The organism is Bradyrhizobium sp. SZCCHNPS1003 (assembly GCF_032381555.1).
Taxonomy (GTDB): Bacteria; Pseudomonadota; Alphaproteobacteria; order Rhizobiales; family Xanthobacteraceae; genus Bradyrhizobium.
This window is the reverse complement of record NZ_JAUHIU010000003.1, coordinates 191,853-204,826: the sequence shown is the minus strand read 5'-3', so window position 1 is coordinate 204,826 and position 12,974 is coordinate 191,853. Positions and strand designations below refer to the sequence as shown.

Below are 12,974 nucleotides of genomic sequence, written 5' to 3'. Positions count from 1 at the left end.
TCGGACGCCAGAGGGAAAAGGTATCGTCGGAACGTAGGAAGAACGGGGCTGGATTTCCAGTGCCGTCAGAGAATCATCAACAATGCGCTCAGGGAATGGCAGCGAATGGCAGGAGGCGGACCGGTTCCGTCGGCCGCGTCGAGAGCCCAAAGAGTCGAGAGCCCAAAAGAAAAGACCTCCGCTCTCGTCGAGCGGAGGCCTTGTGCGTTGGCCCGGAGGGCGACGTTCTTAGAAGTGGTAGTTCACGCCGACCTGGACGGAGTGCAGGTTCAGAGTGCCCGAAGCGATATTGTTGGCGAAGTAGTTCTCGCTGCCGAGGCTCTTGTAAAGGTATTCGCCCTTCAGCGACCACTGCGGCGCGAACATGTATTCGAGGCCAGCGCCAACCGTCCAGCCGCTGTGGAACTTCGTGTCCGAGACCGAAGTGCCAAGGAAGGTGTTGGTCAGCTTGTTCTCAGCCCAAGCGTAACCGCCGGTGGCGTACACCAGGGTCGGGCCGAAGGCATAACCAATGCGGCCACGAACGCTGCCGGTGTCCTGGATCTTGGTGTTGAACGTGCCCAGGAAGCCGGGGATCACGCCGTCGCCGCTCTTGATGCTGGCCCAGGCCGCATCAGCTTCGAGACCGAACACGATGGCGCCCTGCTGCCAGTTGTAGCCGATGGTGCCGCCGGCGAGGCCGCCATCCGGACCATTGTCTTCAACGGTGGCGTAGCCGCCCATGGCACCGATGTAGAAACCGGTCCAGGTCAGCACAGGCGCGGCAACCGGCGCCTTGGTGTAGGTCGGGCGCGCAGCGAGGTCTGCGGCGGCAGCGGGAGCGGCCAGGGCGGCCAAAGCCACGGTCGCGAGCAGGATCTTCTTCATTCCAGTCTCCAGTTTATTCCTAGCAGTCCGCATCGCACCGAAAGCTTTACGCACGAAACAGACTCACCCGTTCAAGTTGACGCGGTTCCTATAGCCCGGTTCCGTGCGGATTGCCGTCACCCCGAAGACACACTCGCGGCCAAACCGCGTTTTTACGGGCGGCTCCAGAAAGCCTAAGTTACTCAATTACTTGGTTCCGAGTGTTGCAGGGCGGCAAAGGCGGCTCCTGAGCAACAAAAAGGCCGGCTTACGCCGGCCTTTGGAACTTTCGATTGTCGAACGGATCGATCAGTATTTGGCGACAACCGGGCCGCCGAAGCGGTAGTTCAGGCGCGCCGTGAACAGGTCGACGTCCTGCTTGATGGTGTCGGTCTGGGTGAAGACCGCGCCACGGAACGGGACGTTCGTGTTGCCCATGAACAGGTGGTCATACTCGAAGCCGACCGACCAGCCCGGCGAGAAGGCGTATTCGACGCCAGCGCCGACGGACGCGCCCCACTTGTGTACGGTCGTGGTGGCCAGCACGGTGTTGATCACGCCGGAAAAGATCTCGTACTTGGTGTCGGTGACGGCCGCGCCGCCCTTGGCGTAGAGCAGGACGTTGTCGAAGGAATAGCCGATCTGGCCAGTGAACAGGCCGAAGGCGCTGAGCTTGGTGCGGTTGCGATCGGGCGCGAACACCGGGCTGACGTTGTTGCCGGTGAGGTCGGCCCAGTTGCCCTGCGCCTCGAGGCCGAACACTACCGAGCCCATCTGCCAGCGATAGCCGAACTGACCGCCGATCGTGCCGCCGGTGGCGTTATGGCAGCCCTCGGCGGGGCCATTCACGAGCGTCCAGCAATTGCGGCTCGTGCCATAGCCGCCGTTGATGCCAAGGTAGAAGCCGCCCCAGTCGTTGATGGCGACCATCATCGGCGGCGCCTTCGTATAGGGACGTGCCGCCATGTCGGCCGCCGAAGCGGACGTGGCCGTTGCGATGCCGACGAGCGCCGTCGTGATCACAAACAACTTCTTCATCAAATTCTCCCCCGGGAGGTTGGAATGACAAGCGATGGGCAAGTCATACACAGGGCATCCCGGCGAGGCTGTAACGCGCCCGCCACAGAAACGAAAAAGCGTTATAAATCATATATTTAGCACAAAAACGCCGCGACGCTGCCGGGCTGTTGACACGAAAAAGGCCGACGCGAGGGCCGGCCTTTCCGAATGCGTGCGAGCGGCGGCTTTTTTCAGTAGCGCGTGCCCATCGGCGCCCCGAATCGATAGTTCACCCGGACTGTCGCCATGTCGATGTCCTGCTTGATGGTATCGACGCGCGACAGCACGGTTGCGGTGGCCGGGAAGCTGATGTCGCGCGAGCCCATGAACAGGTGGTCGTACTCGACGGCGACCGACCAGTTCGGCGCGAAGCCGAACTCGACGCCCGTGCCGACGGTGCCGCCCCAGCGGGTCTCACTGGCGGAATCCAGCAGCGTGCCGACCGGGAAGGGCGCAGCCGCATTCGCCGTGCCGGTGTATTTGTTGTGGGTGACGGCGGCGCCGCCCTTCACGTACCAGAGCACGTTGCCCCAGGCGTAGCCGACCTGGCCGGTGAACAGGCCGATCGCATCGGTCTTGGTGTTGTTGGTGATGCCCGCAGCCAGCGCCGCCGTGCTCGCATTGGACGACTTCAGGTCGGTCCAGTTGCCCTGGGCCTCGACGCCGAACACCCAGCTCGCCGCCTGCCAGCGATAGCCGACCTGGCCGCCGATGAGGCCGCTCGAGGCATTGTGGCAGCCTTCGGACTGGGTCGGCACGACCGGCACGCCGCCGACGCGATTGAGCGTCCAGCAGTTGTGGCTCCAATCGGCGCCGCCATTGACGCCGAGGTAGAACCCGGCCCAGTTCGGCAGCGGCGTGACATAGGCCGGCGGCGGCGCCTTGCTGTAAGGGCGCGTCGCGAAGTCGGCCGCTGAGGCCGGCGTCAGTCCCAGCGCCGCGGCGCTTGCGGTCAAGATCAAGGTCGTCTTCTGCATTCGTCTCTCCCCAGTCCCAATACACCACGCTCCGGATCCCTCCGATCCGGGCCCACGCGAAGGTGGCCTGTTGCTGGTTGTAGGAGAGACTGCTTTCTAAACTCGTGATCGGGAGCAGGCGCGGGGCGGGATGTGCCGAACGTACTTAAGGGCTGGTAAAGATCGCGACCGGTCGTGCAGATCGCAGAGCTGTCCCGAGGCGCGAGGGGCGGGTGAGCGCTTGGCGCGTCAGACCCTCGACTGCCAGTCCTCGAGGGTCAGCGCTTGGAAAAGTCAGTGCTTGGATACGACGGGACCGCCCCAGCGATAGTTCACGCGGACCGTCGCCATGTCGACGTCCTGGCCGACCGCATCGGTCCGGCCGGCGGCTCCGCCGGGAACGCCCGAGAAGCCGAGGGTGCGGTTGCCCATGAACAGGTGCTCGTATTCGGCTGCGACCGACCAGTTCTTGGCGAAGCCGACCTCGACGCCGGTGCCGACAGCCGCCCCCCAGCGCGTGGCGCTGGACTGGTCGAGCACACCGCCGGTTGCCGTGGACAGGCCGTTGTACTTCTCACCCGCAACCGCGGCGCCGCCCTTCACGTACCAGAGCACGTTGTTCCAGGAATAGCCGATCTGGCCGGTGAGCAAGCCGATCCCATTGATCTTGGTCTGGTTGGTCACGGGCGGGACGAACTGGCTGGTGTTGCTTCCCTTGAGGTTGGCCCAGTTTCCCTGGCCTTCGACGCCGAACACCCAGCCGCCAGCCTGCCAGCGATAGCCGATCTGGCCGCCAGCCAGCGCGCCGGTCGCATCATGGCAGCCTTCCGCGTTGGTTGCGGCCACGCCGGCGAAGCTGACCTTGTTGGTCCAGCAGGTGCGGGCCGATGCGCCACCGGCATTCAGGCCGATATAGAAGCCACTCCAATCATAGATTGTCGTGATCATCGCAGGCGCTTTGGTGAAGGTGCGCGCGGGCAAGTCGGCAGCGATGGCCGGCGCAATCCCCAGCGCCAGCGAAGTTGTCGCCCCCAGCAACAGCCTTCTCATCGCATTCCCCAAACCAAGTCCGACGCCCGCACGCACACTCTCACCAACGCCCACCCGCCGAACCTTGATAGCCCCTTCCGTCGTAAAAAGCCGTCACCCAAATGACACAACGGCCCAGCAAGTACCGGTTCTGGCACACAAAAAAGGCCGGCGCGAAGCCGGCCTTTCGACACATTCGATTTGCGCGTGCAATCAGTAGCGCGACACGATCGGGCCGCTGAAGTGATAGGAGACGCCGGCCTTGACGGTGTGCACGGTGTCGCTCCACTCGGAGCGATTGGCCGGAACCGCGCTGTACTGAATCGAGCTCTTGCCGAAGTCGAGATAGTTGTATTCGACCTTGGCCGACCAGTTCGGCGCGAACATGTACTCGGCGCCGGCACCGATCGTCCAACCCCAGCGCCAGTTGTTCTGAGCGAAGCTATTCGCCGCGCCGCCATTGAGCGCTGCGTCGTAGCGGTGTTGGAGATCGCCGACGGCAGCGCCGCCGCTGACAAAGAACAGCGCCGGACCCGCAGCCCAGCCGAGGCGGCCCTTGATGTCGCCGAAGCCGCGCAGCCTGGTGAAGTAGGTATCGCCGAGACCGGCGTTGATGACGCCCGACCGGCCGTTGATGTCGGCCCAGTGATAGTCGCCCTCGAGACCGAACACGATGTTGTCGACCTGCCAGTTGTAGCCGACCACACCGCCGATGAAGCCGCCGCTGGTGTTATAGTTCTGAGTGCCGGCAAAGATCGCCGTATTGGGCGCTCCGAAGAAGGTCTCGTTGCTTCGGCCCCAGCCGCCGCCGCCCTGCAGACCGAGATAGAAACCGGCCCAGGTCGGAAGTGGCGCCGGCGCCACCACCGGGGCCTTCGTGTACGGGCGGGCGGCGAGATCGGCGGCTCCCGCCGGCGTCAGCGCCCCCAAAACCATTAAGCTGACAGCTCCGAGAAAAATTCTTTTCATCCCAAGTCTCCCGCGTTGGGCGTCTCCAAATTGGTCCCCGGAGACGCACTTCTGTGAAGTTGGTGCGACCACGCTTGCGGCCCCAATCCGTCCGGAAATATACGCTATTCAACCCTGGATACCGTCTCCCAAAAGCCACAGCCGAGGAGGAAGTGCGGCGAGCTAACTTGATGAAAGTTAATCCCTTTTTCGTGAATATGGAACTTTTCCGGGTTCCATTTGCGAGGACTTGCGGTTCCATCGAGTTTCGCGGAACTCGACGCACGGTTGTGGACATATGCGCGCGAACAAAACTGGAACAATGGCCTTCCGCCTGCTATATGTGGATAAGCAATGGACAGGGCGGGTGGACCGCGCGGCAACCGTATAGGGTCCGCCGCGAGAGGAAGGGTTAGCCACCGGACGCCGTGAGGCCGGTGTGGACGGCCGGTCCGATGATCGAGAACCGCGGGAGAGTGGTGATGGCGGGTAGTGTGAACAAGGTGATTCTGGTCGGCAATCTTGGCAAGGACCCCGAGATCCGGCGTACGCAGGATGGGCGGCCGATCGCCAATCTGAGCATTGCGACGTCGGAAACGTGGCGCGACAAGGCGACCGGCGAGCGCAAGGAAAAGACCGAGTGGCACCGAGTGGTGATCTTCAACGAGGGCCTTTGCAAGGTCGCCGAGCAGTATCTGAAGAAGGGCGCCAAGGTTTACATCGAGGGCGCGCTGCAGACCCGCAAATGGACCGACCAGAGCGGTGTCGAGAAGTACTCGACCGAGGTCGTTCTGCAGGGCTTCAACTCGACCTTGACGATGCTCGATGGCCGGGGCGGCGGCGGTGGCGGCAGCTTCTCCGATGACATGGGTGGCGGCGATTTCGGCAGCAGCGGTCCGTCGATGGCGCCGCCGCGCCGCGCGGTCGCTTCGGCCGGCGGTGGCGGACGCAACAGCGACATGGACGACGACATTCCGTTCTGAGGCGCAGGGGCGGCGGCACGACGTTCAGACCGCTGCCATCTGACCACGGGGGTGTTGCATGAGCTTCGCACCGCTGCTCGCCGCTGAACCCGCCGTCCTGCTGCACGCCGTCGCCGCGATGTCGGCGTTTGCGCTGGGACTCGTCCAGTTCGCGGCCCCGAAGGGGACCTTGCCGCATCGAACGATCGGCTGGGTCTGGGTCGCGCTCATGGCGGCCGTTGCAGCCAGCTCGTTCTGGATCCACACCATCCGGCTGGTCGGGCCATGGAGCCCGATCCACCTGCTGTCGCTCTACACGCTGGCCGTGCTGCCGCTTGCGGTGTGGGCTGCGCACCGCCATCGGGTGGCGGCCCATCGCCGGGCCATGATCACGCTGTTTTCCGGTGCCCTCGTGATTGCCGGACTGTTCACGCTGCTGCCCGGACGGATCATGCACAAGGTGGTCTTCGGGCCCTAGCCAGAGACGGTTCCCGAGCAAGCCTCGCGGAGCCGTGTCATGTGGTTAAGTCCCTGGAAAGGCGAGCAGAAAAAGCGCGGCCCACCTCGGTTTGGGGGTGGCCTGCGGCGCGCTCCTGCGCTATATGATTCCAAGCGATTTTCGCGTGTCAAAACCGACCGGTATCCCCTTTGTCCGATAAAGAAGATGAGAAGCCCGGCGAGCCGGGCGGACCTTCCGACATTCGTCCCGTTTCCATCCTCGACGAGATGAAACGCTCCTACCTCGATTACGCGATGAGCGTGATCGTGTCGCGAGCGCTGCCCGATGCGCGCGACGGCCTCAAGCCCGTGCACCGGCGCATCCTGTATTCGATGTACGAGCAGGGGCACACGCCCGACAAGAAATACGTCAAGTCCGCGCGCGTGGTCGGCGACGTCATCGGTAAATATCATCCGCATGGCGACCAGTCGATCTACGACGCCATGGTGCGCATGGCGCAGGACTTCTCGATGCGCGTGCCGCTGATCGACGGCCAGGGCAATTTCGGCTCCGTCGACGGCGATCCGCCGGCCGCCTATCGATACACCGAAGCCAAGCTCGCCAAGTCGGCGATCCCGCTGCTCGACGACATCGACAAGGACACCGTCGACTTCCAGCCGAACTACGACAATTCGGACAAGGAACCGTCGGTTCTTCCGGCCAAATATCCGAACCTGCTGGTCAATGGCGCCGGCGGCATCGCGGTCGGCATGGCCACCAACATCCCGCCGCACAATCTCGGCGAGGTGATCGACGCCTGCATCGCGCTGATCGACAATCCCGCGCTCACGATCGATGACCTCATCAACATCATTCCGGGGCCGGATTTCCCGACCGGCGGCATCATTCTTGGCCGCGCGGGCGCCCGCTCGGCCTACCATCTGGGCCGCGGCTCGATCATGATGCGCGGCAAGGTGACGATCGATACGATCCGCAAGGATCGCGAGGCGATCATCATCTCCGAGATCCCCTACCAGGTGAACAAGGCCACGATGGTCGAGCGCATCGCCGAGCTGGTGCGCGAGAAGAAGATCGAAGGCGTCGCCGACCTGCGCGACGAAAGCGACCGCGACGGCTACCGCGTCGTCGTCGAGCTGAAGCGCGACGCCGTGCCGGACGTCGTGCTCAACCAGCTCTACAAGTTCACGCCGCTGCAGACGAGCTTTGCCGCCAATATGCTGGCGCTCGACGGCGGCCGCCCGCAGACGATGACGTTGAAGGACCTGCTGACGATCTTCGTCGCGTTCCGCGAGCGTGTCGTCACGCGCAGGACCAAGTTCCTGCTCAACAAGGCGCGCGACCGCGCTCATATCCTGGTCGGCCTTGCCGTGGCCGTGGCCAATATCGACGAGGTCATCAGGGTCATCAGGACCTCGCCAGATCCTGCGACGGCGCGCGAGGCGTTGATGTCGCGCGACTGGCCGGCGCGCGACGTCGAGGCCATCATCACGCTGATCGACGATCCGCGCCATCGCCTGGCCGAGGACGGCACCATCCGGTTGTCGTTCGAGCAGGCCAAGGCGATTCTCGACCTGCGTCTGCAGCGCCTGACCGCGCTCGGCCGCGAGGAGATTTCCGACGAGCTCGACAAGCTCAAGGTCGAGATCAACGACTATCTCGACATCCTGCGCTCGCGGGCGCGGGTTCAGGGCATCATCAAGGACGAGCTCGCCGCCGTGAAGGCGGAGTTCGGCACGCCGCGCCGCACCGTGATCGCCGAGCAGGAAGGCGAGGTCGAGGACGAGGACCTGATCCAGCGCGAGGACATGGTCGTGACCGTGTCGCATGCGGGCTACACCAAGCGCGTGCCGCTGTCGGCCTATCGGGCGCAGCGTCGCGGCGGCAAGGGCCGCTCGGGCATGCAGACCCGCGAGGAGGATTTCGTCAGCCGGCTGTTCGTGGCATCCACGCACACGCCGGTGCTGTTCTTCTCGTCGCGCGGCCAGGTCTACAAGGAGAAGGTCTGGCGGCTGCCGATCGCGGCGCCCAACGGGCGCGGCAAGGCGCTGATCAACATCCTGCCGCTGGAGCAGGGCGAGCGCATTACCACGATCATGCCGCTGCCGGAGGATGAATCCTCCTGGGCCAATCTCGACGTGATGTTCGCCACCACCGGCGGCAACGTCCGCCGCAACAAGCTGTCGGATTTCGTCGACGTGCGCCGCTCCGGCATCATCGCGATGAAGCTCGACGAGGGCGAGGAGATCGTCAACGTGCAGATCTGCACCGAGCGTGACGACGTGCTGCTCACGGCGTCGGGCGGGCAGTGCATCCGATTCCCCGTCACCGACGTGCGCGTCTTCACCGGGCGGACCTCGATGGGCGTGCGCGGCATCGCGCTCGCCGGCGGTGACAAGGTGATCTCGCTGTCGATCCTGCGCCATGTCGAGACGACCTCGGACGAGCGTACGGCCTATTTGAAGATGCGCCGGGCGATGTCGGGCGATGCTGCCACCGAGGAGCCGGTCGAGACCGAGGGCGAGGAGGCGGCCGCTGGCGCGATCCAGCTGTCGCAGGAACGCTATGTCGAGATGTCCGCGCAGGAGCAGGTGGTGCTGACCGTCTCGGTCAACGGCTACGGCAAGCGCACCTCGTCCTACGAGTACCGCACCACCGGCCGCGGCGGCAAAGGCATCGTCGCGATGTCCGTCAACAACCGCAACGGCAAGCTCGTCGCCTCATTCCCGGTCGAGGACGGCGATCAGATCATGCTGGTGACCGACAAGGGGCAGTTGATCCGTTGCCCGGTCGACGGCATCCGCATCGCGGGACGCTCGACCCAGGGCGTCATCGTGTTCGACACCGCCGATGATGAGCACGTCGTTTCGGTGGAGCATATCGGCGAGGAGACCGAGAACGGCACCGGTGGGAACGGGACTGAAGGTACGAATGGCGAGTGAGTTGCGAATGGCGAATAGGAAGTAGCGAATAGAGGAGGAATCAAGTCTTCCCGCTATTCGCTATTCGCTATTCGCTATTCGCCCTTACTGTGTCCGCTCGACGGAGACCATCCTGGCCTCGCGGATCGTTCCCCTGGTGCCGGCGCTGCGCAGGCAGCCCGCTTCGAAGTTCGGCCAAGCCTGCTGCGAGCAGTCGCGGCCGATCGGGCGAATGTCCAGGCGGTCCGCCTTGGCGAGCGGACGCGGCACGCTGGCTTCAACCTGAGGAGCGAAGCCGGGCAGGACGGTGATGCCGGCAGCCACCAAGCCGGCAGCTGCGACTGCAGATAGCGCTTTGATCATGACGGTCCCCTGTCCGGGCCGTTCGGCCCGTTGTTCGTTAAGGATTTGATAATCAGCTCGGGTTTCGAGACGTCTTCGCGGGACGGGCGAATTGGTTTCTTCTCGACCCGGCGTGTTTCATGTCCCAAGTTCCGATGAAACAATCGCGGTAGCCGACCACAGTTCCGGCCCCCCGGCGTCGCACCTCATTTCATTGCGGTGCAGTCTCGGCCACTCTTTGCCCATCACAGCCACGCCAGCGGGCCTGGCGGTGGCTTGCCGGCCTGTTCCCGGCGGTATAGGACGGGCGCATGCAACGCATTGCGCTCTATCCGGGCTCGTTCGATCCCGTCACCAACGGCCATCTCGATGTGGTCCGGCAGGCCGTTCATCTCTGCGATCGCCTGATCGTTGCGGTCGGCGTGCATCATGGCAAGAAGCCGCTGTTCTCGACCGAGGAGCGGCTGGCGATGGCGCATGAGATCTTCGGCCCCGTCGCAGCCGCTGCGGGCTGCGGCTTCGAGGCTTCGACCTACGACAATCTGACCGTCACGGCCGCGGAAAAAGCCGGCGCGATCATGATGATCCGGGGCCTGCGCGACGGCACCGATTTCGACTACGAGATGCAGTTGGCCGGCATGAACCAGACCATGGCACCGCAGGTCCAGACGGTGTTCGTTCCAGCCTCGGTGAGTGTCCGCCCGATCGCCGCCACGCTGGTTCGCCAGATCGCCGCCATGGGCGGCGAGATCTCGCATTTCGTGCCGCCGTCGGTGGCCGAAAGTCTCAAGGCCAAGTTCAACTGATCCTTCAGGCACCGGCCGCTTCCGGCGGTGCCTTCCTCTCCTCATCGTCTCATGCCATCGGAGTTGCTATGATCCGCGCTCTCGCTTTCGTCTTTGCTCTCGTGTTCGCATTGCCGGCGTTGGCCCAGTCGCTGCCTGCCGGGCTCGACAAGCAGAATGCCCTGGTCATCGACACCACCAAGGGCCGCATCATCATCAAGCTGCGCACCGATCTGGCGCCGCAGCATGCCGAGCGGCTGAAGACGCTGGCGCGCGAAGGCTTCTACAACAACGTGCCGTTCCACCGCGTCATGGACGGCTTCATGGCGCAGACCGGTGACGGCCAGAACTTCAATGGCACCGGCGGCTCGAAGTACCCGAACCTGAAGCAGGAGTTTTCGAGCACGCCGTTCAAGCGCGGCACCGTCGGCATGGCGCGCCGGGGCGATAGCGTCGATTCTGCCAACTCGCAGTTCTTCATCTGCTTCGGCGACGCCTCCTTCCTCAACGGCCAATACACCGTGATCGGCGAGGTCGTGCAGGGCATGGACGTCGTCGACAAGCTCAAGAAGGCGCCTCCGGGCTCGTCGGGCGGCGCCGTGACCGATCCCGACAAGATGGTCAAGGTGCAGGTCGCCTCGGACATCAAGTAGGTCCGAGAAAGCAGGGCACCTGGGTCTCGCGCCCGGTTCCCTCAGGCATTAAGGAACCTTTTGCCACGTCGCGGAGGCATGCCGATTCTGCCGCCCCGTCACATCGACAGGGCCGGTGGCTTCAGCTTTAAGCGCATTGGGTCTATTCTCGACCAGCATCGCGGGCCTCGTCGTGCTCGGATCGCCGTCAGGAGGGGTGACGGCCGCACATGGGAAGGCGCCGCGACATTTCAGACCCAGGATTTACTTTGTCCTGACCCCCGTCAATTCCACAAAAACCGAGAGACCAGCATGGCTGTGACCGAAAATACCTTGATCCTCGAAACCACCCAGGGCCCCGTCACCATCGAGATGCGTCCCGATCTCGCGCCCGGCCATGTCGCGCGCATCAAGGAGCTCGTCCGCGAGGGCTTCTACGACGGCATCGTCTTCCACCGCGTCATCGACGGCTTCATGGCGCAGACCGGCTGCCCGCAGGGCAGCGGCATGGGCGGCTCCGGCAAGAAGCTGAAGGCCGAGTTCAACGCCGAGCCGCATGTGCGCGGCACCGCCTCGATGGCGCGTGCGGCCAATCCGGATTCAGGCGACAGCCAGTTCTTCATCTGCTTCGACGACGCCCGCTTCCTGGACAAGCAGTACACGGTCTGGGGCAAGGTCACCGAGGGCATGGAGAACGTCGACAAGATCAAGCGCGGCGAGCCGGTGCAGAACCCGGACAAGATCGTGAAGGCCTACATGGCCGCCGACGCGGCGTAGACTTTGCGATCCTCACGGTGAGGCGCGTGCGCAGCACGCGTCTCGCACCATGAGGCGGACAGTCGGGCCTTCATCCTTCGCGACGCGTGCTGTCGCACGCTCCCCGGAATGAAGGGCCGATGGTCGTCCCAGAACGACGATGCGCACCGACCTGTTCGATTTCCATCTTCCCCCCGAAAACATCGCGCTCCGCCCGGCGAGCCCGCGCGAGTCCGCGCGCATGCTGGTGGTGCAGGGCGACGGTGTCTTGCGCGACCGCACGGTCGCCGACCTGCCGGACTGGCTGGAGCCGGGTGATCAGCTCGTCGTCAACGACACCAAGGTGATCGCGGCGCAGCTGTCCGGTCGCCGCATCAGCCGCGAGACCGAAGCGAAGATCGAGGCGACCCTGATCAAGCGGCTCGACGGCTCGCGCTGGCAGGCGCTGGTGCGGCCCGCCAAGAAGCTCGCGCCAGGCGATACGATCCGGTTCGGCAACGAGGGCAAGGTCTGCCTGCTCGGCCATCTCGACGCCACCGTCGAGGCCAAGGGCGAGGAGGGCGAGCTGACGCTGTCCTTTGTGTTCCATGGGCCCGCGCTCGACCAAGCGATCGCCGATCTCGGCCGGCCGCCGCTGCCGCCCTACATCGCCGGCAAGCGGTCCGCAGACGAGCAGGACGCGACAGATTATCAGACCATGTTCGCGGCCAAAGAGGGCGCGGTGGCTGCGCCGACGGCTGGGCTGCATTTCACGCCGACGCTGGAGCAGCGGCTGCGCGAGCGCGGCGTCGGGCTGCAGCGTGTCACCCTGCATGTCGGCGCCGGCACGTTCCTGCCCGTGAAGGTCGATGACACCGAAGGCCACCGCATGCATGCGGAGTGGGGCAGCCTCACGCCTGAGACGGCCGCGGCGCTGAACGAGGCGCGCGCCAAGGGCGGCCGCATCGTTGCGGTCGGCACGACGTCGCTGCGGCTCGTGGAGAGCGCGGCGCAGCCCGACGGCACGATCGCGCCGTTCGAGGCGGAGACGTCGATCTTCATCACGCCCGGCTATCGCTTCCGCGCGGTCGATATCCTGATGACCAACTTCCATCTGCCACGCTCGACGCTCTTCATGCTGGTCTCGGCCTTCGCCGGCTTGGAGACGATGCACGCGGCCTATGCGCATGCGATCCGCAGCGGCTATCGCTTCTATTCCTATGGCGATGCGTGTCTGTTGTTTCGTCAGCCAGACGAGCGCATCGTCGAGCCGTAGGGTGGGCAAAAGGCCCACCCTGCAAG

Annotated in this window: 13 protein-coding genes; 7 read left to right on the top strand and 6 right to left on the bottom strand. The window is 64.4% G+C overall.

Annotated features, from left to right (window positions below):
• Positions 1 to 228: 228 nt before the first annotated feature.
• The 5 genes from QX126_RS06820 to QX126_RS06800 all read right to left on the bottom strand — a co-directional run bounded on the left by QX126_RS06820 (position 229) and on the right by QX126_RS06800 (position 4,859).
• Positions 229 to 867, bottom strand: a complete 639-nt coding sequence (locus tag QX126_RS06820) for a porin family protein (protein ID WP_315774932.1) — start codon at positions 865 to 867, stop codon at positions 229 to 231.
• Positions 868 to 1,155: 288 nt separating this feature from the next.
• Positions 1,156 to 1,884, bottom strand: a complete 729-nt coding sequence (locus tag QX126_RS06815; protein WP_315780073.1) for an outer membrane protein — start codon at positions 1,882 to 1,884, stop codon at positions 1,156 to 1,158.
• A gap of 212 nt (positions 1,885 to 2,096) precedes the next feature.
• Complete coding sequence (locus tag QX126_RS06810) at positions 2,097 to 2,882, bottom strand: outer membrane protein (protein ID WP_315780071.1); 786 nt, start codon at positions 2,880 to 2,882, stop codon at positions 2,097 to 2,099.
• Positions 2,883 to 3,155: 273 nt separating this feature from the next.
• Positions 3,156 to 3,911: an outer membrane protein gene (locus QX126_RS06805; protein WP_315774929.1), complete on the bottom strand. Its 756-nt coding sequence runs from the start codon at positions 3,909 to 3,911 to the stop codon at positions 3,156 to 3,158.
• A 192-nt stretch (positions 3,912 to 4,103) separates the two neighbouring features.
• Positions 4,104 to 4,859 (bottom strand): outer membrane protein, encoded by a 756-nt coding sequence (locus QX126_RS06800; RefSeq protein WP_315780069.1) that lies wholly within the window; start codon positions 4,857 to 4,859, stop codon positions 4,104 to 4,106.
• A 461-nt stretch (positions 4,860 to 5,320) separates the two neighbouring features.
• On the opposite strand from QX126_RS06800, the gene QX126_RS06795 reads away from it, so the two are divergent.
• The 3 genes from QX126_RS06795 (at position 5,321) to gyrA (ending at position 9,199) form a co-directional block, all read left to right on the top strand.
• The gene (locus QX126_RS06795; RefSeq protein WP_315738108.1) at positions 5,321 to 5,821 is read left to right on the top strand and encodes a single-stranded DNA-binding protein; all 501 of its coding nucleotides are present in this window, start codon (positions 5,321 to 5,323) and stop codon (positions 5,819 to 5,821) included.
• A 58-nt stretch (positions 5,822 to 5,879) separates the two neighbouring features.
• Positions 5,880 to 6,278 carry a DUF2306 domain-containing protein gene (locus QX126_RS06790; RefSeq protein WP_315780068.1) on the top strand — a complete coding sequence of 133 codons (399 nt, stop codon included), beginning with the start codon at positions 5,880 to 5,882 and terminating at the stop codon, positions 6,276 to 6,278.
• A 170-nt stretch (positions 6,279 to 6,448) separates the two neighbouring features.
• Positions 6,449 to 9,199 (top strand): DNA gyrase subunit A, encoded by a 2,751-nt coding sequence (gyrA, locus tag QX126_RS06785; RefSeq protein ID WP_315780066.1) that lies wholly within the window; start codon positions 6,449 to 6,451, stop codon positions 9,197 to 9,199.
• 84 nt (positions 9,200 to 9,283) lie between these two features.
• On the opposite strand, the gene QX126_RS06780 is transcribed toward gyrA, so the two are convergent.
• Positions 9,284 to 9,541, bottom strand: coding sequence for a hypothetical protein (locus QX126_RS06780; protein WP_315738105.1), 258 nt, complete (start codon positions 9,539 to 9,541; stop codon positions 9,284 to 9,286).
• Between the two features lie 290 nt (positions 9,542 to 9,831).
• Here QX126_RS06780 and coaD point away from each other — a divergent pair, with 290 nt between their 5' ends.
• The 4 genes from coaD to queA all read left to right on the top strand — a co-directional run bounded on the left by coaD (position 9,832) and on the right by queA (position 12,948).
• The gene (coaD, locus tag QX126_RS06775) at positions 9,832 to 10,326 is read left to right on the top strand and encodes a pantetheine-phosphate adenylyltransferase (RefSeq protein WP_315738104.1); all 495 of its coding nucleotides are present in this window, start codon (positions 9,832 to 9,834) and stop codon (positions 10,324 to 10,326) included.
• Between the two features lie 68 nt (positions 10,327 to 10,394).
• Positions 10,395 to 10,958: a peptidylprolyl isomerase gene (locus QX126_RS06770; protein WP_315711771.1), complete on the top strand. Its 564-nt coding sequence runs from the start codon at positions 10,395 to 10,397 to the stop codon at positions 10,956 to 10,958.
• A gap of 291 nt (positions 10,959 to 11,249) precedes the next feature.
• Positions 11,250 to 11,714, top strand: coding sequence for a peptidylprolyl isomerase (locus QX126_RS06765; RefSeq protein WP_315770783.1), 465 nt, complete (start codon positions 11,250 to 11,252; stop codon positions 11,712 to 11,714).
• 139 nt (positions 11,715 to 11,853) lie between these two features.
• Positions 11,854 to 12,948 (top strand): tRNA preQ1(34) S-adenosylmethionine ribosyltransferase-isomerase QueA, encoded by a 1,095-nt coding sequence (gene queA, locus QX126_RS06760; protein ID WP_315780064.1) that lies wholly within the window; start codon positions 11,854 to 11,856, stop codon positions 12,946 to 12,948.
• Positions 12,949 to 12,974 lie beyond the last annotated feature (26 nt).